This is a genomic window from Streptomyces sp. R818 (genome assembly GCF_056172735.1).
In genome coordinates, this window is the sequence record NZ_JAOCNE010000002.1 from 449,061 (window position 1) to 468,198 (window position 19,138).

General features: G+C 71.3%; 25 protein-coding genes and 2 pseudogenes. 18 read left to right on the plus strand and 9 right to left on the minus strand.

Translation table 11 applies throughout. The annotated features are described in order from the left end of the window. Positions 1 to 86: 86 nt before the first annotated feature. Positions 87 to 1,394: an MFS transporter gene (locus tag N5I75_RS04980; RefSeq protein WP_476674671.1), complete on the minus strand. Its 1,308-nt coding sequence runs from the start codon at positions 1,392 to 1,394 to the stop codon at positions 87 to 89. Positions 1,395 to 1,582: 188 nt separating this feature from the next. Continuing rightward, entirely contained in the window at positions 1,583 to 2,422 is an 840-nt protein-coding gene (locus tag N5I75_RS04985) for an NAD(P)H-binding protein (RefSeq protein WP_476674672.1), read from the minus strand. A gap of 321 nt (positions 2,423 to 2,743) precedes the next feature. Here N5I75_RS04985 and N5I75_RS04990 point away from each other — a divergent pair, with 321 nt between their 5' ends. Continuing rightward, positions 2,744 to 3,742, plus strand: coding sequence for an aldo/keto reductase family protein (locus tag N5I75_RS04990; protein ID WP_476674674.1), 999 nt, complete (start codon positions 2,744 to 2,746; stop codon positions 3,740 to 3,742). Positions 3,743 to 3,775: 33 nt separating this feature from the next. Here N5I75_RS04990 and N5I75_RS04995 read toward each other — a convergent pair whose 3' ends face one another. Beyond that, a complete protein-coding gene (locus tag N5I75_RS04995) occupies positions 3,776 to 4,195 on the minus strand; it encodes an SHOCT domain-containing protein (protein WP_476674676.1) in 420 nt (139 codons plus the stop codon). A 72-nt stretch (positions 4,196 to 4,267) separates the two neighbouring features. On the opposite strand from N5I75_RS04995, the gene N5I75_RS05000 reads away from it, so the two are divergent. From N5I75_RS05000 to N5I75_RS05035, 8 genes and pseudogenes are all read left to right on the plus strand, one after another. Then, complete coding sequence (locus N5I75_RS05000) at positions 4,268 to 4,570, plus strand: hypothetical protein (protein WP_476674678.1); 303 nt, start codon at positions 4,268 to 4,270, stop codon at positions 4,568 to 4,570. Between the two features lie 157 nt (positions 4,571 to 4,727). After that, positions 4,728 to 4,988: an aromatic-ring hydroxylase C-terminal domain-containing protein gene (locus tag N5I75_RS05005; protein WP_476674766.1), complete on the plus strand. Its 261-nt coding sequence runs from the start codon at positions 4,728 to 4,730 to the stop codon at positions 4,986 to 4,988. Beyond that, complete coding sequence (locus N5I75_RS05010; protein ID WP_476674680.1) at positions 4,982 to 5,470, plus strand: hypothetical protein; 489 nt, start codon at positions 4,982 to 4,984, stop codon at positions 5,468 to 5,470. The genes N5I75_RS05005 and N5I75_RS05010 overlap by 7 nt, the downstream gene beginning before the upstream one ends. Positions 5,471 to 5,769: 299 nt before the next feature. Beyond that, positions 5,770 to 6,000, plus strand: a pseudogene (locus N5I75_RS05015) (phosphatase PAP2 family protein); the annotation flags it as partial. A gap of 75 nt (positions 6,001 to 6,075) precedes the next feature. Further along, on the plus strand, positions 6,076 to 6,903 hold the full coding sequence (locus tag N5I75_RS05020) for an SDR family NAD(P)-dependent oxidoreductase (RefSeq protein ID WP_476674768.1): 828 nt from the start codon (positions 6,076 to 6,078) through the stop codon (positions 6,901 to 6,903). A gap of 97 nt (positions 6,904 to 7,000) precedes the next feature. Beyond that, the gene (locus N5I75_RS05025; protein WP_476674682.1) at positions 7,001 to 7,339 is read left to right on the plus strand and encodes a hypothetical protein; all 339 of its coding nucleotides are present in this window, start codon (positions 7,001 to 7,003) and stop codon (positions 7,337 to 7,339) included. Positions 7,340 to 7,345: 6 nt separating this feature from the next. Then, positions 7,346 to 7,636, plus strand: a complete 291-nt coding sequence (locus N5I75_RS05030; protein WP_476674684.1) for a hypothetical protein — start codon at positions 7,346 to 7,348, stop codon at positions 7,634 to 7,636. After that, complete coding sequence (locus N5I75_RS05035; RefSeq protein ID WP_476674686.1) at positions 7,633 to 7,890, plus strand: hypothetical protein; 258 nt, start codon at positions 7,633 to 7,635, stop codon at positions 7,888 to 7,890. The genes N5I75_RS05030 and N5I75_RS05035 overlap by 4 nt, the downstream gene beginning before the upstream one ends. Positions 7,891 to 8,287: 397 nt before the next feature. On the opposite strand, the gene N5I75_RS05040 is transcribed toward N5I75_RS05035, so the two are convergent. Next, entirely contained in the window at positions 8,288 to 9,133 is an 846-nt protein-coding gene (locus tag N5I75_RS05040; protein ID WP_476674688.1) for an SDR family NAD(P)-dependent oxidoreductase, read from the minus strand. Between the two features lie 33 nt (positions 9,134 to 9,166). Between N5I75_RS05040 and N5I75_RS05045 the strand changes: the two are divergent. Both N5I75_RS05045 and N5I75_RS05050 read left to right on the plus strand, forming a co-directional pair. Then, a pseudogene (locus N5I75_RS05045) lies at positions 9,167 to 9,352 on the plus strand (phosphotransferase); the annotation flags it as partial. A gap of 74 nt (positions 9,353 to 9,426) precedes the next feature. Continuing rightward, on the plus strand, positions 9,427 to 9,783 hold the full coding sequence (locus N5I75_RS05050; protein WP_476674690.1) for a hypothetical protein: 357 nt from the start codon (positions 9,427 to 9,429) through the stop codon (positions 9,781 to 9,783). Between the two features lie 8 nt (positions 9,784 to 9,791). Here N5I75_RS05050 and N5I75_RS05055 read toward each other — a convergent pair whose 3' ends face one another. Then, positions 9,792 to 11,225, minus strand: a complete 1,434-nt coding sequence (locus N5I75_RS05055; protein WP_476674692.1) for an FG-GAP-like repeat-containing protein — start codon at positions 11,223 to 11,225, stop codon at positions 9,792 to 9,794. 311 nt (positions 11,226 to 11,536) lie between these two features. Between N5I75_RS05055 and N5I75_RS05060 the strand changes: the two genes are divergently transcribed. After that, positions 11,537 to 12,049, plus strand: coding sequence for a TspO/MBR family protein (locus tag N5I75_RS05060; protein WP_476674694.1), 513 nt, complete (start codon positions 11,537 to 11,539; stop codon positions 12,047 to 12,049). Between the two features lie 103 nt (positions 12,050 to 12,152). On the opposite strand, the gene N5I75_RS05065 is transcribed toward N5I75_RS05060, so the two are convergent. Then, positions 12,153 to 13,325, minus strand: coding sequence for a serpin family protein (locus tag N5I75_RS05065; RefSeq protein WP_476674696.1), 1,173 nt, complete (start codon positions 13,323 to 13,325; stop codon positions 12,153 to 12,155). 214 nt (positions 13,326 to 13,539) lie between these two features. Here N5I75_RS05065 and N5I75_RS05070 point away from each other — a divergent pair, with 214 nt between their 5' ends. Next, on the plus strand, positions 13,540 to 13,737 hold the full coding sequence (locus tag N5I75_RS05070; RefSeq protein ID WP_476674698.1) for a hypothetical protein: 198 nt from the start codon (positions 13,540 to 13,542) through the stop codon (positions 13,735 to 13,737). A 78-nt stretch (positions 13,738 to 13,815) separates the two neighbouring features. On the opposite strand, the gene N5I75_RS05075 is transcribed toward N5I75_RS05070, so the two are convergent. Together N5I75_RS05075 and N5I75_RS05080 are read right to left on the minus strand one after the other, a co-directional pair. Continuing rightward, positions 13,816 to 14,010 (minus strand): antitoxin, encoded by a 195-nt coding sequence (locus tag N5I75_RS05075; protein ID WP_476674700.1) that lies wholly within the window; start codon positions 14,008 to 14,010, stop codon positions 13,816 to 13,818. 100 nt (positions 14,011 to 14,110) lie between these two features. Next, positions 14,111 to 15,052 (minus strand): DMT family transporter, encoded by a 942-nt coding sequence (locus N5I75_RS05080; protein ID WP_476674702.1) that lies wholly within the window; start codon positions 15,050 to 15,052, stop codon positions 14,111 to 14,113. Positions 15,053 to 15,144: 92 nt separating this feature from the next. On the opposite strand from N5I75_RS05080, the gene N5I75_RS05085 reads away from it, so the two are divergent. From N5I75_RS05085 to N5I75_RS05095, 3 genes are all read left to right on the plus strand, one after another. Next, positions 15,145 to 16,059: a LysR family transcriptional regulator gene (locus N5I75_RS05085; RefSeq protein WP_476674704.1), complete on the plus strand. Its 915-nt coding sequence runs from the start codon at positions 15,145 to 15,147 to the stop codon at positions 16,057 to 16,059. Positions 16,060 to 16,161: 102 nt separating this feature from the next. Then, a complete protein-coding gene (locus N5I75_RS05090) occupies positions 16,162 to 16,683 on the plus strand; it encodes a 2'-5' RNA ligase family protein (protein WP_476674706.1) in 522 nt (173 codons plus the stop codon). Between the two features lie 334 nt (positions 16,684 to 17,017). Further along, positions 17,018 to 17,341 (plus strand): STAS domain-containing protein, encoded by a 324-nt coding sequence (locus N5I75_RS05095; protein WP_476674708.1) that lies wholly within the window; start codon positions 17,018 to 17,020, stop codon positions 17,339 to 17,341. Positions 17,342 to 17,411: 70 nt separating this feature from the next. Here N5I75_RS05095 and N5I75_RS05100 read toward each other — a convergent pair whose 3' ends face one another. Continuing rightward, on the minus strand, positions 17,412 to 18,170 hold the full coding sequence (locus N5I75_RS05100; RefSeq protein WP_476674770.1) for a DeoR/GlpR family DNA-binding transcription regulator: 759 nt from the start codon (positions 18,168 to 18,170) through the stop codon (positions 17,412 to 17,414). A 96-nt stretch (positions 18,171 to 18,266) separates the two neighbouring features. On the opposite strand from N5I75_RS05100, the gene N5I75_RS05105 reads away from it, so the two are divergent. Then, entirely contained in the window at positions 18,267 to 18,650 is a 384-nt protein-coding gene (locus tag N5I75_RS05105; RefSeq protein WP_476674772.1) for a DUF4406 domain-containing protein, read from the plus strand. After that, the coding region (locus N5I75_RS05110) for an NUDIX domain-containing protein (RefSeq protein WP_476674710.1) at positions 18,647 to 19,138 on the plus strand (492 nt) is incomplete at its 3' end. The genes N5I75_RS05105 and N5I75_RS05110, both read left to right, overlap by 4 nt.

Below are 19,138 nucleotides of genomic sequence, written 5' to 3' on the forward strand. Positions count from 1 at the left end.
GTCACTTGCCGCGGCGGTCCTGCGCCTCTCGGCTGAGTTCATCGGAGCAGGGCCGCCCCCGGCCGTCGGGGCCACCACTCGGAAAGCTAGTTGGTCGTGGTCCGTCGTCCGCGGCGGCGATGGCCCGACTCGGTCCCTGTTCCGGTACCGGTCCCTGTCCCGGACCCGGCCCCGGTCCGCTCGGGGGTGCCGTCCGGCGGGCGGTTGCTGGGCGACAGCGCCAGCGTCAGCACCACCATGACGGTGAGCGCGCCGGACAGCGCCGCGAAACCCGCCGAGAACGTGGCCACTTGTGCGGCGAGGCCGAGCAGGAGGGAGCCGAGGCCGGTTCCGGTGTCGTAGCCGATATTCCAGGCGACCGAGGTGGTGTGCCGGTTCTTCGGACCGGCCTGGCCGAGCGCTTGGACGAGCGTGATGCTCTGCAGCCCGCCATAGGCCGCCCCGAGCAGGACGAGCCCAGCAAGCAGGACCGCGACACGTGGCTCGCCGGACCCGATGGCGACGGCGATCAGCGCGAGGCCCGCACCGGCGGCCACCAGGAGAGCGCAGCTCAGCGGACGCGGGGAGAAGCGGTCCACCAGCACTCCGCACCCCCAGCGGGTCGTCGCGGCTGTCGCGGTGAAGAGGAGGAGGGCCGTCGCCGCCAGAGCCGCCCGTTCGGCGAACTGGGGCGTGAACGTCAGCACGGCGCCACCGGCCGAGGTCACCAGCAGCAGGGTGCAGAGCGGCGGCCAGATGCGGCGCAGCACGGTGGCCGAGGACGCCGAGCCGGTCTCGGCACCCGCACCGGACGCCTGGTCCGCGTCAGGCGCCGCGGCGCGCGTGTCGACCGCCCTGCCCAGCGGCCGGGCGAAGGGCACAGCAAGGACCGGCAGCGCACCGCACGCGATGATCGTGGGCAGCGCGAACGCCGCGGTCAGGGCCGGAGCGGCCGGGGTGAGCAGCATCTGGGGGAGGGCGACGGCCAGACCGTACAGGCCGATGGCCGCCCCCTGGCGCTTGCGCGGGGCGAGCGACGCGACGGCGGTGGAGCCGCACACCGTGATGATGCCGAAGCCGAGGCCGCGCAGGGCGGTGGTGACCAGGACGGCCCACAGGCTGTCGCTGACGGCCTGAACCGGCGCGGGCAGCCCGAGAAGAAGCGCGCCCACCGCCAGAGTGCGCGACCAACCCAGCTTGCGCAGCGCCAACTTGACGAGCAACTGGGCCAGAACGGTGAAGGCCATCAACGTGGCGGTGACGAGCCCGGCGCCGAACTCGTCGGCCCCTCCGTGCCGGGCCCATTGCGGCGTGACGGGCAGCAACAGTGCGAAGCCCGCGAAGCAGAGCAGCACCAGCAGCAGGAGGTGCGGTATGCCGGGCGCGGTCAGGACGGACGATCTCGTGCGGGTCATGGGCAGTCGGGCTTTCTGCGCCGCCGCGATGGGCTGACGTAGGGGACAGACAGGTGTCGACACGTGTGGGTATGTGCTTCAGCTGTGTGTGCTTCAGCTCAGCGCTTGGTCCTCTCGGATCAGTCCCTCGCATTCTCCGGGGTCACACCTGCGAATGTAGGGGACCGAGGGTCGCATGTTCACCATGTTCACCGTGGCCGGTCGTCGGCCGTATCGGTGAGGAGGGCGGCGAGGGTCCGGTCCAGGGGTGTGGGCGGTCGGCGGAGGACGCGTCGCAGGTCGTCGGTCTGCCGTTCCAGGGCCCCGGACCGGATCTGGTCCTCCAGCCAGCCCTGGACGCCCGTAGCGCGCTCCTGCCGTACGCGATGGGCGACGGGTCTGCCGCAGACGCGGGTGAGGGCTTGCGCGAGCTGCGGGTAGGTCCACAGGGTGCCGGTGAAGTCGTAGGCGCGGCCCACATGATCGTCCTCGGTGAGGATGCGCGCGGCGGCTTCGGCGAGGTCGGCGCGGGACGCGGTGTTCAGGCCGCGCCCGTCCGTCGCGTCCTGCAACTCCCCTGATGCAGTCGCACGGTGCAGGGCGGGGTAGAGGAAGCCCTCGCTGTAGAAGGGGTGGCGCAGCACTGTGTACGGCAGGCCGCCGGCCTTCAGGGACAGTTCGGTCGCGTGGTGTGCCGCGGTGACACCGTCGGAACGGGTGTCGGCGTCCAGGAAGCTGGTGTAGGCCACAGCGCCTACGCCGGTGGAGCGGGCGGCGTCGATGGCGGCCTGGTGCTGCTGGATCCGGCGGGCGGGGTCGAGTTCCGGTGAGGAGATCAGCAGCAGGCGGTCGGCACCCTTGAAAGCGGTGGCGAGTGTCCCGGGTGCGTCGTAGTCGCCGTGGCGCACCTGGACGCCGCGGGCGGCGAGATCGGCGACCCGCTCCGGGGTGCGTACCGCGACGGCGATCTGCGAGGCGGGGCGCCGGTCGAGGAGATGGCCGACGACCAGCCGGCCCAGGCCGCCGGAGGCGGCGGACACCACGATCATGGAGAACCCCTTCGTCGTGCGGCCGCGATGACGGCCACACCATGGGGCACCGGCGCCGGGCGCGTCAAAGAGTTTTCCGTACGTCGATCAGGCAACTCTGGACCGTAGCGACGGGACGAAATCGTTCATCACCCAGGCACGGTCATCGACCCGGCCGACACCAGACCGGTCAATACCGCACCTGGGGCCGGTCAGCACCACACTTGCGACCAGTCAATACCGCACTTGAGCCGACGCGTCATCGACGCTGGCCTCACACGTCCGCACCGTCGCCCCACGGCAACGGCACACCTGCACACCGACGCTTCAAGGAGCAGCACCATGCGCCACCGCACACTCGGCAGCTCGGACCTCCAGGTCTCGGAGATCTCGCTCGGGTCCTGGCTGACCTACTCCGGCGGCATCGAGGCCGACAAGGTCCGGGCCTGCACCGAAGCGGCCTTCGACGCCGGCATCAACTTCTTCGACACCGCCAACGTCTACGGCCAGGGAGCCGCGGAGACGGCGTGGGGCGAGATCCTCTCCGCCCGCCCCCGGGACTCCTACGTCCTGGCCACCAAGGTGTACTTCCCGATGTCCGACGACCCGGCCGACCAGGGACTGTCCGCGGCGCAGATCGCCAAGCAGATCGACGCCTCCCTCACCCGCCTGAGGACCGACCACGTCGACCTGTACCAGGCGCACCGGTTCGATCCGACGGTGCCGGTCGAGGAGATCGTCGAGGCGTTCCAAAAGGTCGTCGAGCAGGGCAAGGCCCGCTACATCGGCTTCAGCGAGTGGACCCCGGAGCAGATCCGGGCCGCTGTCGACATTGCGGGGCCCGGCCTGTTCGTCTCCTCCCAGCCGCAGTACTCCATGCTGTGGCAGGCCCCCGAGGCCGAGGTCTTCGGCCTGTGCGCCGACAACGGCATCTCGCAGATCGTCTGGTCACCCCTCGCCCAGGGCGTGCTGACCGGCAAGTACAAGCCCGGACAGCCCGTCCCGGAGGGCAGCCGGTTCGCCTCCGCCGACATGGCCGTCTCCAAGGACCTGGTCTACAGCGACGCCACGCTCGAAGCGGTCCAGCGCCTCGTCCCGATCGCCGAGGAGGCGGGGATGCCCCTGCCCACCCTGGCGCTCGCCTGGGTCCTGCGCCGCGGTGAGGTCGCCTCCGCGATCACCGGAGCCTCCCGTCCCGAACAGGTCCACGCCAACGCCGCCGCCTCCGGCGTGGACCTGCCGGACGACCTCCTCGCGGCCGTCGACGAGGCGCTCGGCGACACCCCGGTCACCGGTCCGACCCTCGCCCCCGGCGCCCAGACGGGCATCAAGCACCGCTGACCAGGACGGAAGCTCCGCTCTGCGCCTCCGGCGTCAGTGCAGCACCTTGCTCTTGGCCCGCTGGAACTCCTCCTCCGAGATGTCACCCTGCTCCCTGAGCCGGGACAGCTTCGTCAGCTGGTCGGCCGGGGTGGCAGGGGGTGTGTCGGTCGCCGCGGTCCGGCGTACGTACTCGTCGAAGGCCTTCTGACGGGACTCCGCGGCGCTGACCTCGCGGTGGCCCATGCCCCGGCCCCGGACGAGGACATAGACGAAGACGCCGAGGAACGGCAGCACGATCACGAAGACGATCCACACCGCCTTGATCCAGCCGTTCAGCGTGTCGTCGCGGAAGAGGTCGCCGATGATGCGGAAGAGCAGGAAGAACCAAAGGATCCACAGGAAGAACCACATCGTGGTCCAGAAGACGCCGAAGAGTGGATAGTCGTAGGCGAGAGTGACGGAACCGCTCACAGTGCTGCTCTCCTTCCTCGCGCCCGCACGGGTTCGTGCGGGCGGCGGTGTCCCTCCGGGAGTTGCACTTCATTGAGCGACGCACTTGTCGGTACGGCATCACCCGCGGCAGGTGAGTTGAATGGGGACGGCATCGGGCGCCGGACCGCTCGCCGCCCGGCTGGCCTGACGGGCCGTCACCCGTCGAGCAGTGCCGACACCCTCCGCGGCACGGCCCCGGACGGCCTTCTGGACACGTATCACGCGGAACGCCACCCGGTCGGCGCCGACCTGCTGCTCAGTACGCGGGCAGAGACGGCGCTGATGAACTCCTCCACACCGGAGATCACCGCACTCCGCACCCTGCTCGCCCAGTGCATCGCGACCGTCCCCTAGTTCTCCCTCGAACTCGCCCGCCGCCTGTCCGCCCTCGCGGTGGCCTATCTCGCGCAGGGCCGACATCCGCTGACCGGCCGTCGCGTCCCCGAACCTGCAGCTCGGCGGCACCAGCCTCTTCGCGCTCCTGCACCCGGCCCGGCACGTCCTGCTCGATCTGACGGGAGGCGAGGTGGTGCAGGGCCCCTGTCACCGCGCCGTGCCGGCCGAGCCGCCCGCGGAATGGACGGGGGTGCGGGCCGCACTCGTACGGCCCGACGGGCATGTCGCCTGGGCCTGCGCCGCGACCGACGACGCGGCCCTGGCCCGAGCCGCCCGCGAGGCGGTGACCGCCGCGCACGCGGGCCGAGGTGGAGGGCCTGTCCGGAAACCGCGTCGATTGAGCGCATATCGCGGGGGTAGTCGCACCGCATGCTAGAGACACTTGCAGCGGCGCCGACCTCTCTCGCACGCGCGCTCCCCGGGCGCACAGCATCCCGGCACGCCCGGGCGCGTCGCCGACGCGGCAAGCTGCACCGGCGACTCCTCGCCTACCGGGACGTGCAGATCGTCCACTCGCCCGCACCGGCCGCCACGGCCGACAGCCTGCTGCTCGTCTACACCCGCCGCATCGTCGGCCAGCTCACGTACGAGGTGTGCGAGGAGTGCGCCAGCGGCGTCATCACCGACATGTATGTCGCCTCTCCGCTGCAGGACAGCGGTCTGGGCATGCGCGCCGTGGCGCATCTGCGCGCCTGCTATCCCGGCATCGCCTGGCGCAGCCGTCTCACCCGGCGCACGACGCGTCATCTCGTGAACCGGATGCGCCTGCCCTACACCGAGAGCGCGCGTACCTGCGCGCACAAAGGGGTCGAGCGGGTGTCGGGGGCCGGGTCAGTGCCGTCGCAGCGGGCCGCCTGAGCCGCGACGCGGCTGCCCGAGCCCGGTCAGGGTCAGGGTCAAGGTTAGGGTCAGGGTCAGGATCCGCTCCGAGTCCGGATCCGGTGCCGAATCCGGACGCCGGGACGCGAAACGGCGCGCATAACTGGTGATCTTCGGGAAACTCCCAGTTCATGGGCGTGATGACAGGGATTCGTGAGACGGATCGCGGCTTGACCAAGCGGCTGGCCGCCAGTGCCCCGCCCGCTCTCCACCGGACACTGTCAGCGGTGGAGGAAGCGGCGGAGAAGAGCAAGCTGTGGTGCGGCGCCGCCGTGCTGATGGCCTCGCTGGGCGGATGGCGTGGCCGCCGGGCTGCCGCCGCGGGCCTTGCCGCCGTGGCTGTGGCGCAGGTGGCGTCCAACGCCGTGTGCAAGCAGCTGGCCGATCGTGACCGGCCGCCCAAGGAGTGGTTCCCGCACGACGAGGCCGAGGACCGCCCCGACTCCTCCTCCTTCCCCTCCGGACACACTGCCGCCGCCGTCGCCTTCACCGCCGCGGTCGCCGCCGTGTGGCCACCCGTCGGCGCCGTGTGCGCGGTACCGGCCGCGCTGGTGGCCGTCGAACGCGTGCAGAGCCCGGTCGACATGCGAGGACAGACGGTCCTCCTGACAGGCGCCACCCAGGGGATGGGCCGCCACCTCGCCCACCTTCTGGCGGCCCGCGGCGCGACACTCCTGCTGCACGGACGCGACCGCGAGAGGCTGGCCGCGGTTGCCGCGGACATACGGGCGCAGGCCCCGGCCACCGTGGTGCGTACCTACCGGGCTGACCTCGCCGACCTAAAACAAGTACGCGCCCTGGCCGACGCCGTCCTCGCCGCCGAGCCGCGACTCGACGTCCTGGTCAACAACGCCGCGCTGGGCGGCGGCAGCTCCCCGAACATTCGCGAGACAGGCAGCCAGGGCCACGAACTGCGCCTCACCGTCAACCACTTGGCGCCGTACGTCCTCACCCGCCGACTTCTCCCGCTCCTGGCCGCCTCGGCGCCTTCGCGGGTGATCAACGTAGCTTCGGCGGGACAGGCGCCCATCGACTTCGACGATGTCATGCTGGAGCGCGACTACGACGGTGTAAGCGCCTACTGCCGCAGTAAGTTGGCCCTCATCATGGCGACCTTCGACCTCGCGGCCGAGACCGCACAGCACAAGGTCACCGTCAACGCGCTGCACCCGGCGCACCTGATGGACACACCCATGGTGCGGCAAAGCGGTTTCACTCCGGCCATGAGCCCGGCCGACGGCGCCGAGCCGACGCTGCGACTCATCACCGACCCCACACTGACGACCGTCACCGGCCGCTACTTCGACCAGTTCGACGAATGCCCCGCACACGCCCAGGCATACGATGCGCAGGCCCGCGGACGGCTGGCGGAACTCACAGCGAGCGTGACCGCACCGTTCCTCGCACGCTGACTCACTCGTCGCGAGGGGTTGTCGTTCATCAGGGCCGACGCCGAAGCGCGGGTAAAACCTGTGGTGGTGCGGAACTCCGTCCGGCATCGTCCTGCGTGTGTTGGAGATGCGACCCGTTCTCGAGGTTTTCGCCGCCGACGACTTCGCGCTCTGGCCGGTGTGCGAGCAGAGGTCGTACGGCTATCTGGTCCTGGACGGGAAGTTGACTTCGGCTGAGATCGGCACGGCCGTGATGCGGATCGCCGAGGACAACAATGTCGGGGCGGACACGGAGGACCAGCCGCGCCCGACCGATCCGCTCGGCGCGTTCCTGCACGGGCTGCTCACCGCGCCCGACCTTGTCGCCTCCGGCGGGTTCCGGGTGACCGACGACGTCAGTGGCACGGTCTTCGTCGATCCGGGTTGCTGCAACGGCCTGGAGACCTGGCGGGACTAGCTCGAAGTGCTCGACGGCACCGGGTGGGCCTCCTTCGGGCATGACCCGTCCTCCATGGCCGAGCGCGTCGGTGACATGGTTCGTCTGTCATGTGACGTCGCCCCGGGCGCCGAAGCCGACAGCCCGGTCACCGATCTGCCGGTGCGGCAGTTGCGCGACCTCGTCACCGGTGCGCACCAGGATCTCCGGGACTTCTTCGGCCTCGTCGGGGCCTGGGCCGAGAAACATGTGCTGACGCACGCCGACGTTCTCACCGCAGCGCTGGCCCGAGCACTGGACCTGGAGTCCGACCGATGACCAGCTTCCTCACCCACCGGGCACGCGTACACGACACCGGCCTGCCGCTCCACCGGCGGCACAGCGCGCTGCGCACCTGCCTCACCTGCTTCGCACCCTACGGACTGCGGGCGACCTACCACCATCTGACGCTGAGCGCCGCGATACCTCGTCGGCTGGAAGCGGACCCGCAGGCGCTGGTGCGGGCGGTGGAGGAGTTGCACGAGGCGCGGCTGCTCTGGCTGGAGCGGGAGCAGCGGTACGCCGTCAGGTAGCCAGTCCGCAGCGTCGAAGTCCGGGTCGCCCCATGTCGGCGGTCACCGTGTACGAGCTACGGGCCCGGTGGCCGCAAGGTGCAGGGCCGCGGCTCGGGAGGTGGCGCTCGCAGGTCCCTCCCGAGCCCGTAGGGCTTCGGCCTCCTCGCGGGCGATCCCGGGCTCCGGCGTGAGTTTCAGCTGCACCGATGCGCCGGTGTCACGACGGACGCAGCGACACACCCGCGAGGTGTCTCCGCCGGGGCCGGCAGCTCGGCGCACCAGTCGAGCACAGCAGGCCCGAAGCGGACGACGAGCCGATCCCGGATCTCGGGAGCCGCACTGGCCAACTCCTCGAACACCTGACAGTCCCCCCTACCTACGCAGTCGCTGTGCGCGCCCCAGTCGGACCCCGATGCTAAGCCGGGTCCCGGTAGCGCGGAGCGAGTGTGCTGCCGGATCGGGATCGGAGGTTGGTCTCCGCGGCGGTGATGTCGTCCACCGCGGCGGCGTCGGTCAGCCCCGGTACGCATACGATCTCGCCGGTCTCCAGAGCCCGGAGCGACGCTGTCACCACGTCCTCGACGGGCATGCCTCCGTCGTCGTGCACGCGCGCCCGCTCACCGCTCACCGATTCCTGACCCTGGGTGAGGTGGAACTCGGTCGCGGTCAGCCCGGGGCACAGCACCTGGATACGGAGCGGGGAGTCGGCAAGCTCCGCGGCGAGGGTTCGGCTGAAGGTGACCACATAGCCCTTGGTCCCGCCGTAGACCGCTCGTGTCGGCAGAGGGCCGGGCGGCAGCGAGCCTGCGAAGGCAAGGGTGGAGGCGACGTTGACCACTGTGCCGCGGCCTCGTGCCAGCATGCCTGGGACGACCGCGCGGGCGAGCCGGGTCACCGCGACCACGTTCACAGCGATCACCTTCTGCAGGAGGACGGGGTCGGTCTCGGCGAAGGGGCCGTATCCGTTGATGCCGGCGTTGTTCACCAGTACGTCGATGTCGTCCTCGGCGGCCCGGCGGATGACGCGGTCCAGGTCGCCGGTGTCGCTCAGGTCCGCGCTGAGGGTTTCGACGCGGACGCCGTCATGTGTTTCTGTCAGCTCCGCTGCGAGGGCCCGCAGGCGGTCCGCGCGGCGGGCCACCAGGACCAGGTCGTGGCCGTTCGCGGCGAGCCGTCGTGCGTAGGCCGCGCCGATGCCCGAGGAGGCACCGGTCACGATCGCTGCGCCCCGGGCGGGTGATGAATCCGGCTGAGTGGTCATGGTGCTCCCTTTTGTAGATGCTATGGCGTTTTGCGCTCCGTGCATCTGCGTGGCGACGGTTTCCGACGGATGATCGTGTCCGGCCGCGAGGAGTTCACGCCCCGGACGACCGCCGAGGCGAGCGCGCAGCTGCGCCTGCGCCACCGGGCGTCCGCCATGGTCGCGGATCTGTGTGCGGGGGAGGGATGGACGGTCGTCGTCCAGGACGTCGTTCTCGGCGCGGCCATCGCGCACGACGCGGAGGCGCCGCCATCGCCTGGACAACCGGCCCGGTGACGGGCAGGCTTCGGGGCATGAAGCGCCGCTCCGAACTGACTGAACGCGAGTACTTCGCCAGGGTGGGTGACCGTCCCGGCTTGTTCGTCGGCAAGAGCTCGTTTCACACGGTGGCCGGGTTTCTGGCCGGTTATGACGAACACGCTGAGCGGCACGGCGGTCCCGGCCTCACCGGCTTTCGCGACTGGCTGGTCGCCAGGCGTGGACGCGAGTGCAACCACGCCTGGCCCGGCGTTGTCCTCCACATCGCCCTGCCGGACGGCTGGGAGAACATGGGGGACCTGCCGCCCGAGGACGATCAGCAGGCGGTCAAGGTTCTGTTCGAGCTGCTCGACGCCTTCTTGGCCGAGCGTGAAGCGGCCGGGACCGAGTGAGGTGAGGGTCAGCGGGCGAGTACGGTGCCGTACTTGGCGGCGCCGGTCAGGTTGAGGCTGTTGGGGGAGAGGGCGCGGGAGTTCGGGGCCAGGGCGCGGGGGAAGGACCAGACGCCGCCTGTGCCGGCGTTCTCCTGCGGGGCGCTGACCACGAGGTCGGCTCGGGTGCTTGAGCTGAAGGCCCCGAGTGCGACGGCGCTGCCGAAGCGGTCGTCCGCCTCAGCGGAGCCGGGGACGTCGGCGCTGCCCTGGTGGTAGCCGTACCCGCCGGTGACGGGCCCGTCGGCGGTTCCCTTGAGGACGACGACCATGCCGGCGTTCTTCGCGCTGCCGATCGCCTCGCTGTCGATGCCGACGGCCAGCTCGGGGTAGCCGTCGGCGTCGGTGTCACCGGCGGCGACGGAATAGCCGAAGTCGTCGTCCGCCTCCGCGCTGCCGGGGACGCCCGGGCTGGACTGGGTGATGCAGTCGAACTCGCCGCCGAGACCCGCGCCCTCGGCCCCGTTCAAAGTGAGCACCGCTCCGCCGTTGAGGTCGTCGCACCACTTGGAGCGGCCGTCCTCGGAGTCGGGGTTGGAGTGCAGCAGTCCGACGGCGAGGTCGTCGACCCCGTCGCGGTCGAGGTCGGCGACGGCGAGGGACTGACCGTAGTCCGGAGTGGTGAAGCTCTTGAGCGGCTTGTCCGCGGCGTCCCACGTGTAGACGTCGATGCCGGCGTTCTCCATGGCGCGCCAGGTGACGGCGAGGTTGTCGACACCGTCGCCGTCGAAGTCGCCGGTGGCGAGAGCGCGGACCCCGCCGCCCATGCCGAGCCCGGCGATGCGCGAGGTGGTGTCCGCGGTGGCGTCGGTGAGCGGGCCCGGACGCCAGGCGAGGGAGCCGCTCTCCTCACCGGCGACACCGATGGCGAGATCGAGGTCGCCGTCACCGTCGAAGTCGCCCGCGGCGAGCTTCTCCCCGAGCTTGTCGAACTCACCGGTCCCCTTGGCCACGGAGAAACCGTCCGTGAAACCGCCGGGCCCGCCCCGTACGACGCTGACCATGCCCTCACCGTCCGTGGTCCCCGGTGCCAGGTCCTCACCCGGCGCCCCCACCAGCAGGTCCGCGTACCCGTCGCCGTCGGTGTCGGCGCTCTCCACGGCAGCCCCGAACCGGTCGTACGCCTCGGCGGCGCCGGACACGCCGGGGCTGTTCTGGCTGACGGTCGTGGAGCCCTTGGACCCGAGACCGCCGGGCCCTCCCCAGACCACGTTCACATAGCCTGCCTGCGCCTTGCCTGCCACGGTGGCGTCGGGCACGCCGACGGCGAGGTCCTGGTAGTGGTCACCGTTGAAGTCGCCGCGCAGGGCGGGCGCCGCGCCGGCCGCACCGGCCGCCGGCAGGGTCAGGCCGGTCGCCGCGAGGGCCGCGGCGGTGGCGGTGACGAGAAGACGAAGACGCACAGGCCAACTCCCGTTCGCAGTTACTTGCTCGGGGGTTCGACTGCCCGAGGTGACGAACGGTTGTACGCGGGGTGGCAACTTGCTGAACGTGCGCCCTCGCCCCGGCGGAGCCGGTTCCCGGCCCGGACGTCAGGACCTGGCGCTCGCGGTTGACCCTCGGGTCGAGTGAGCAGACCTGAGCCTCGCCGCCCTCGATGCCGAGCGGAAGGCACACGTGACAAGACACATGTGGCTCTCAGTGGTCGCGGTCGGACGGGCGACGTGGCCCGCGCGGACCGAGTGGTGTGCCACGCGTGGGGAACACGTGTGGCATGAGACTACTGAGTGCTTTGTCGAGGCCCGCGGGCCGACCGGTGCCGGGTGCGCTGCGCAGTTACGTACCGGTCAGCGCCGGTGTGGCGGCTGCGGCGCTGGTGGGCTCGCTGGCCATCGATCCGGACAACGCCTGGTACCGCTCCTTGAAGAAGCCGCCGTGGCAGCCGCCACCCGCCGCCTTCGGCGCGGTGTGGACACCGCTGTACGTCTCCATCGCCGTCTGCGGCGGACGCACCCTGCGCCGTGCCCCCGCCGAGGAGCGCCCCCGCTGGGCGAAGGCGCTGACACTCAATCTCGCCCTGAACTCGGGGTTCGGCTGGTCGTTCTTCAAAGCGCGTACGCCCGTCGCGGGCCTGGCCGTCACCGCCGCCACGGCCGCCTCGTCCTGGGACCTGGTGCGGCGAGCCGCGCAGGTCGACCGGGGCTCCGCGGTCGCGCTCGTTCCCTATGCGATGTGGTGCACCTTCGCCACCGCTCTGAATGCTGAGATCGCGCGGCGCAACAGGTAGGGGCGGGAGGTGTGTGTCGTAGGCCCGCTCAGGACTCGTCGTGCGTGCCGGACCCGGAGCTGGACCCGGACCCGGACCGGGACCCGGACCCGTACCCGGACTCCTATCCGTGTCCGTATCCATATCCGGGGAAGGGCGACGGGTCCGTGACCCAGCCGGCCACCAGTACCAGCCCCGTCTGACGGTGCAGGGCGAGGAAGCCGAAGGGACGGTCGAAGGTGGCGCTGATCCGGGTGGTGACGTAGCGGAGGTCAGGCACGCTCACGGCGATCGCGCTGATGGCCGTCACCGCGGCGGCCTCGAAGCCCAGCGCACGGAACCTCGCCATGACGTTCTGCCTGGCCGACCCGACGGCGAGCGGCGGTGCGTCGCAGATGCCGGGGAAGTGCCCCTCGGTGGTGTCCATGGCCGTCGTGAGGCCGAACAACTGGCGCAGGTCGCCTAGATCGTGGCTCGTCCTCATGTCGAACGCCGCGGTCGTGACCTCCAGGGACGGCGGATCGGGCCGCGTGCAGCGCACCTCGTCCACCCGCAGGCCGGGGCCGACGGGCCCGTGGGGCAGCTTCGACCCCGGCACGGTCGCGTACCGGCCGGAGAGGATGTCGAGCCCGGCCCCCAGGACGCGCCCCGGCTCCGTCCGTTCTTCGCCGAGCAGCAGATGGACGTCCAGGTTGTTGTTCCCCAGCACCTTCAGCTCGGTGACCTGCCCGGCGGAGGTGTCCGCGACCCCGACCTCGTCCGTCGCGAAGGTGTGGCGCCGCAGACCCAGGCGGGACGTGCCCGCCCACGGCCCGTACGCCGTCCTCAGCTCCTCGTGGCGGAAGGGGGTCTGCCACTCCGTGCGCAGGGCCAGCGCGCTCGCCAGCACCAGCCGCGTCCTGGGCTCCAGATCGACCGGCAAACGGTCGATCAGCCCGCCGGTCCGCTCCGCCGCCCACGCGTCCATCGTCCGGTGGTCGGTGGCGTCGTCCCCGGTGAGCACGCCGTGAGCGTGCGCCGGCAGCGCCGCCTTCCACTCCTCCCGCAGCTTCAGCGACCGCTTCGTCCACAGACCCAGGGCCGCGTCCAACCCCTGTACGGTGCCCATCGCGGCCAGCAACTCCCGTGCGGCGCCGGCCGCTTGCTCCGCGGGCAGCCCTATGGCCTCCGCCAGCTCCGAGCGCGCCCCGCCGTCGGCACCGTCGGCGAGATGGGCCAGCAGGGGCCACACCCCCGCCGCCGAGAACACCGTCCCGCCCTTTGACGCGTCTGCCCACCGTGCGGTCAAGTCGTTCACCGCGCGGACCGTCGTCGCGAGTCCCATACCGCCCCCACAGGCCGTCCCGCGCGCCGATGACGCACCCCGTCGTACGCCAGCTCGATTGCGCCCGCCATCCGGCCCAGGGGCACGGTACTCCGGCCCTCGGCGCGGTTCCTTGGCCAAACGCGATGGGCTCGGCCGTCTGTTCGGCCCGGCATCGCAGGACGAGAGCGTCGGCGATGATGTGCGGGTGACCCACCGCATCAGCGTCCTCGTCTCGGCCTTCGGCGTCCTCGTCGGCTCCCTGCTGCTCACTTTCGCCGTGCGTGAGTACCGGTCAGGGGCGTCGTCTGCCCTCTGGATCGCGGCCGGAGTCGTGATCTTCATCGGTGCCCTGTACGCGTTCGTGCGGGATGTGCGGCGGCTCCGTACGGCCTCGACCGGCTGACGGGCGACACCCTTGCGCGCCGAAGGCGCACGAGAAGCGCCCCCGGCCGGAAGCCGGGGGCGCCACGAGCGCGGGACCTCAGTGCTGGGTCGTGCCGCCGCTGCCGTAGCTGCGGCGGGCGGCGTCGGCCGCCTTGTCGGTCTGCGCGTCGTACTTGTTGCCCGTACGTTCGTCGATGGCGCGCTCGGCGCTCTCGACGCCCTTGTCGGCCTGGTCCGGATGGCCCTTGGCCATCTGCTTGGCCTTGTTCGCGACATCGCCCAGCTTGCCCATGGTGGATACCTCCCACGTTCGTACGTGCGTTGTGCTTGATCCCAGGTACCCAGGATCACGAGCTGAATCCTCCGTTCCTCTTCTTTTTCGGCAGGCCGGTTCATCGCCGCCGGGAGACGGCGACCCCGGCCAGGCAGAGCGCGCCGCCGACCAGCCCGTACGCCGTCGGGATCTCGGCGAGCAGCAGCCACGACAGCAGTACCGACACGGCCGGAACCGCGTAGGTCACGGAGGAGAGCCGGCCCGCGCTCATGCGGCGCAGCGCGTACGCCCAGGCCGTGAAGCCGATCGCGGTGGGGAAGACGCCCAGGTAGACGGCGCTGAGGACGGCCCCCGTGGGCGCTGCCCGCACTTCGCCGGCCAACTGCGGTGCCCAGGGCAGCAGAACGGTCGTGGCGACGACGCAGCCGAGCCAGATCGCGGTGAATCCGTCGACGTGGCGGAGTGTGGCCTTCTGGACCATGACACCCGCGGCGTAGAGCACGGCGGCAAGCAGGCACAGCAGGACCCCCGCCCAGTCCCGCTGCGCGGTGGCTCCGGCCGAGATGATCGCGGTGCCGGCCAGCGCGACGAGCGAACCGACGAGCAGGGAACGCGAGAAGGCCTCACCGAGGAACTTGCCGGCGGCCACGGCGACGAGCAGCGGCGCGAGGTTCACCAGCAACGCCGCGGTCCCGGCGTCGACGTGCTGTTCGCCCGCGTTGAGAGCGACCGTGTAGCCGGCGAGCCACAGCACGGCATAGGCCGCGATCAGCAGGAACGCCCTGCGGGACACGCGGACCCGGACGGCGCGTCTAGCCACCGCGAACACTGTGAGCGTGACGGCCGCGACGCCGAGCCGCAGCAGCGCGAGCGGCGCGGGGGACAGCGCGTGCCCGATGTCCCGGATGGCGACGAACGCGGAGGCCCACAACATGACGGCGAGCCCGGCGGCGGCCGCGGTTTTCCCGACGTTCGTGCTGGTGGAGGGCTTCAGGTCAGGGGTGGCGGGGGTGGGGGCGGCCGGGGCGGCGGGCTTGGTTGTTTCGCGTAGATCGGTCACCTCGCCATCGTCGACCGCTCCCTGTGTACAGCACAAGCGACGAATTCTGTTCGTTCGTTAAGCGTGGCTGTATGGTGCTGTACGGTGGACGCATGCTGGACATTTCTCGCCTTCGCGTGCTGCGGACGGTCGTCGCGACGAGTTCGATCCGTGCGAGCGCCGCCGCGCTCGGCTACACGCCGTCCGCGGTGAGCCAGCAACTCGCCACGCTGCAACGGGAGACCGGACTGCGGCTGTTCGAACGCTCAGGTCGAGGCATCGAGCCCACGGCGGCCGGACGGATCCTCGCCGCCGAGGCCGATACGTTGTTCGAGGCGTTCGGCCGGGTCGAACGAGTGGTCGGTGATCTGCGGGCCGGCCGGGTGGGCACTCTGTCGATCGGCTACTTCAGCTCGGCGGGTTCGGCGTTGCTGGCGCCCGTCGTCGCCGCTCTGCGCGCCGAGTTCCCGGAACTCCGGCTGGACCTGCTGCTCACCGAGTACCACCAGGACGACCCGGACCTGGACATCTTCGTGGAGGAGTCGGGCGCTGAGCACCCCGGCGCCGTCCGCGTGCACCGGCTCGCCGCGGACCCCTACTTCGCCGTCGTCCGGGTCGACGACCCGATCGCCGGGCTGCCGGAAGTGGCGTTGGCGGACCTCGCCGACCGGCCCTGGGTGGACAACGACCTCCGCGACGGAACCTGCCGCCAGGTGCTCCTCAACGCCTGCGCGCAGGCCGGGTTCTCCCCGCGCTTCGTGGTGGAGACGCACGACTACCGGACGGCCATGTCCTTCGTGGCGACGGGCATCGGGCTGACGGTGGTACCGGCGCTCGGCGTCGGCGAACTGCCGGAGGAGCTGACGACGGTCGCGCTGGTGTCCCCGACCCCGGTGCGGTATCTCAGCCTCGCGGTGAAGGAATCGGTGGCGCGGCACCCCGCCGTACGCCGCGCCGTCGAGTTGCTGGAAGGCCTGGTGTCCGCGGCGCAGGCCGAGCGCGATGACGCCGTCGGCGCCCCTCAATGACCAGCGCATCTCTCCGGGACCCGCTGAGCGCCGGTCGGTGCCAACCCGCCCGGGCGGCGGACCTTGCGGCGTCGTCCGGAGGCGGGACCCTAAGCTGCCGCGGTGCACACTGTGGAACTGCTGGTCGACGGCGCGACGGAGCAACGGGTGACCGGCGTCTGGCGCGCGCTCGCCGCGTCCGGCCTGCCCAGCCAGGCGAACCACCGCCACCCCACCAACCGGCCGCACCTGACCCTGACCACGACGGCCGAGCCGCCGCCGGGCGGATGGCGCGCCCTCGTCCCGGCCCTGAGCGCGCTTCCCGTGCCTTTGCGGCTTGAGGGCGTGGTCCGCTTCGACGGACGGACCCGGGTACTGGCCTGGCGTGTTGTCCCCGGCGCTGAACTCACGGCGCTTCACCAGCAGGTGTGGGAGCTGCTGAGCGCCGACGGCGACGCGAGCCACAATCCTCTGCACGCCCCCGGGAACTGGACGCCGCATCTCACCCTCGGCAGATCCCGTTCCGCCGCCGCTTGTTGGCCGGACGCGTCGCTGCCCGTGGAGCTGGCTGAGCCGTGGGAGGGAAATTTCACACAGGCCCGCAGCTACGACAGCGTGCGGCGAATGGTGGAACTGCTGGGCTGAGGAGACCCGTTGTGACGCCGCGCGTCGGCTGGCTGACCAGGGGGAACCGAGCGTGCAGCGCCTCGCATCGTCTCGCAGCGCCTCGCATCGCCGAGCCGGATCCGGCACCCGGGCCCGGCGCCCGATCCGGCTGGACAAGGACCGTCCTGGCGTCCACCCCGTCCACTGTGCGACGGTGGGGGGACAAGAGATTGAGCCGGTATGTGAAAGCGTCGGCTCGCTGGGAACCGGACGTTGCCCCCTTCACGGGCATCCGGCACCCGCCGCAGCGCCGGTCCCGTTCCCGGGACCGTAGCGTCTTCGGGCTCATCAACCCCCGGAAGGGGGCGCCAGTATGAACATCACCACGGAGCTGAACGGCGACCGCGCCACGCTCACTCCGCACGGGAACATCGACTTCGACACCCTGGACCAGCTCCGGGACCGGGTGGCCGGCCTTCCGGCCGCCGTCACCCGCCTGGTCTGGGACCTGCGTGACGTGCAGTTCGTCGACATCGCCGGTCTGCGCCTGCTCGACTCCTCGCCGAGCAGCGTCGACGTCACCGTCGCCCACCCGAACGCCCAGGCACTGCGCGTACTCCGCCTGGCCTGCCACCTGTTCCCGCACATGGACTTCGAGCGCCATCTGTCGCAGGCCGACCGTTCCAAGGTCGCCTGACGAGCGAGCGGGCGATCGTCCGCCCGGATTGCGCCCGGCACGCGCCACGGCCCGGGCCACGTCGCAGCGCTCAGTCGGCCGTCAGCGTCTCGACGCCGGTCGCCGTCAGTTGTTCGATCACCGGGTCGTCGGCGGGCGCGTCCGTGATCAGGCCGCTGATGTCCGCCCAGGGCAGGACGCGGTACCGGGACGCCGTGCCGATCTTTTCGGAGGAGGCGAGGACGTACGTGTCCGCGGCCCGGGCCGCGAGGGCGCGCTTCATCGCGGCGTCCTCGGCGTCGCCGGTGGTGAGCCCGGCCTCGGGGTGCACGCCGGTCACGCCGAGGAGGAACAGGTCGGCGGAGACGTTCTGCGCGGCCTCGACGGCGGCCGCGCCGCAGGTGACGGCCGAGTGCTTGAAGAGGCGCCCGCCGAGCATGAAGACCTCGGCGGCGGGGTGGTCGAGCAGAGCGGCGGCGATCGGCGGACTGTGCGTGATCACGGTGCAGGCCAGGTCCCGGGGGAGCGCGTGGACGACGGCGAGGGCGGTGGTGCCGCCGTCGAGGATGACGGCGCCCCCGGGCCGCACCAGACTGGCGGCGACCGCTGCGACCTTGCGTTTTCCGTCCGGGGCCACCGTCTGGCGGGCGCCGTAGTCGGCCACGGCCGGTGAGACCGGGAGCGCCCCGCCGTAGACGCGCTGGCACAGCCCTTCGCTCGCCAGGTCGCGCAGATCTCGCCGCACGGAATCCTCGGAAATGCGCAGCTCGGCGGCGACCTCCTTGCTGACGATCTTGCCTCGCCGGGCCAGCAGCTCCAGCAAATGGTCACGCCGTTCAGCGGCCAGCATCCGCACCACCCTCTCTTGTTTCTGCACGATCCTGCACGTTAATGCACGTTGTTGCATGTATGGTAGCGCCCCATGAACGAGAAGAAGGCCGGCGAAGTGACCGGCAAGCCCCTGCTCATCCTCATCGCCGGGCCCTACCGCTCCGGCACGAACGGCGACCCCGAGGCCATGGCCGCCAACCTCGCGCGTCTCGAGGAGGCGGCGTGGCCGGTGTTCGCCGCGGGCCACCTCCCCGTCATCGGGGAGTGGATCGCCCTGCCCGTCCTGCACTCGGCCGGCGCGGGCCCCACCGATCCCCTCGCGGACGAGGTGCTGTACCCGACGGCCGCGCGTCTGCTGGCTCGTTGCGACGCCGTGCTGCGTCTGCCGGGCGAGTCCACCGGCGCCGATCAGGACGTGGCCATCGCCCGCCGCCGGGGCCTGCCCGTGTACCGCGACGTGGCCGAGATCCCCCGGCTCACCGAGCGGGAGACCGCGTGACGACCCGGGTCCGCCCCGGCGTCGACGTCCCCGACCACCGCGGCCGCACCGGCCTCGACCAGGCCGGACGCGGGCTCGACCGCAACCCCGACGTCGTCATCCGTGACGTCGAACTGACCTCCTCCGGCTGGCACGTCCTGCGTCGCACCACCTACGACTACCGCCGACGCGACGGACGCTGGGAGACACAGACACGGGAAACCTACGACCGCGGCAACGGCGCCGTCGTCCTGCCCTACGACACCGGGCGCGGTCGCGTCCTGCTCACCCGGCAATTCCGCTATCCGGCCTACGTCAACGACCATCCCGACGGCATGCTCGTCGAAGCGGCCGCGGGGCTGCTCGACGCGGATGACGCGGAGGCCGCCGTCCGCCGCGAGGCCGCCGAGGAACTCGGTGTCACCCTCGGCCCGCTCACCCACGTCCTGGACGCCTATATGAGCCCCGGCTCCGTCACCGAGCGCCTGCATTTCTTCGCCGCTCCCTAC

Coding starts and splice junctions, on each gene's coding strand:
- N5I75_RS05035 (WP_476674686.1), top strand. CDS start 7,633: ATGACCAGCTTCCTCACCCACCGGGCACGCGTACACGACACCGGCCTG.
- N5I75_RS05060 (WP_476674694.1), top strand. CDS start 11,537: ATGAGACTACTGAGTGCTTTGTCGAGGCCCGCGGGCCGACCGGTGCCG.
- N5I75_RS05100 (WP_476674770.1), bottom strand. CDS start 18,170: ATGCTGGCCGCTGAACGGCGTGACCATTTGCTGGAGCTGCTGGCCCGG.
- N5I75_RS05095 (WP_476674708.1), top strand. CDS start 17,018: ATGAACATCACCACGGAGCTGAACGGCGACCGCGCCACGCTCACTCCG.
- N5I75_RS05050 (WP_476674690.1), top strand. CDS start 9,427: ATGAAGCGCCGCTCCGAACTGACTGAACGCGAGTACTTCGCCAGGGTG.
- N5I75_RS05020 (WP_476674768.1), top strand. CDS start 6,076: ATGCGAGGACAGACGGTCCTCCTGACAGGCGCCACCCAGGGGATGGGC.
- N5I75_RS05075 (WP_476674700.1), bottom strand. CDS start 14,010: ATGGGCAAGCTGGGCGATGTCGCGAACAAGGCCAAGCAGATGGCCAAG.
- N5I75_RS04980 (WP_476674671.1), bottom strand. CDS start 1,394: ATGACCCGCACGAGATCGTCCGTCCTGACCGCGCCCGGCATACCGCAC.
- N5I75_RS05010 (WP_476674680.1), top strand. CDS start 4,982: ATGCTAGAGACACTTGCAGCGGCGCCGACCTCTCTCGCACGCGCGCTC.
- N5I75_RS04985 (WP_476674672.1), bottom strand. CDS start 2,422: ATGATCGTGGTGTCCGCCGCCTCCGGCGGCCTGGGCCGGCTGGTCGTC.
- N5I75_RS05085 (WP_476674704.1), top strand. CDS start 15,145: ATGCTGGACATTTCTCGCCTTCGCGTGCTGCGGACGGTCGTCGCGACG.
- N5I75_RS04990 (WP_476674674.1), top strand. CDS start 2,744: ATGCGCCACCGCACACTCGGCAGCTCGGACCTCCAGGTCTCGGAGATC.
- N5I75_RS05040 (WP_476674688.1), bottom strand. CDS start 9,133: ATGACCACTCAGCCGGATTCATCACCCGCCCGGGGCGCAGCGATCGTG.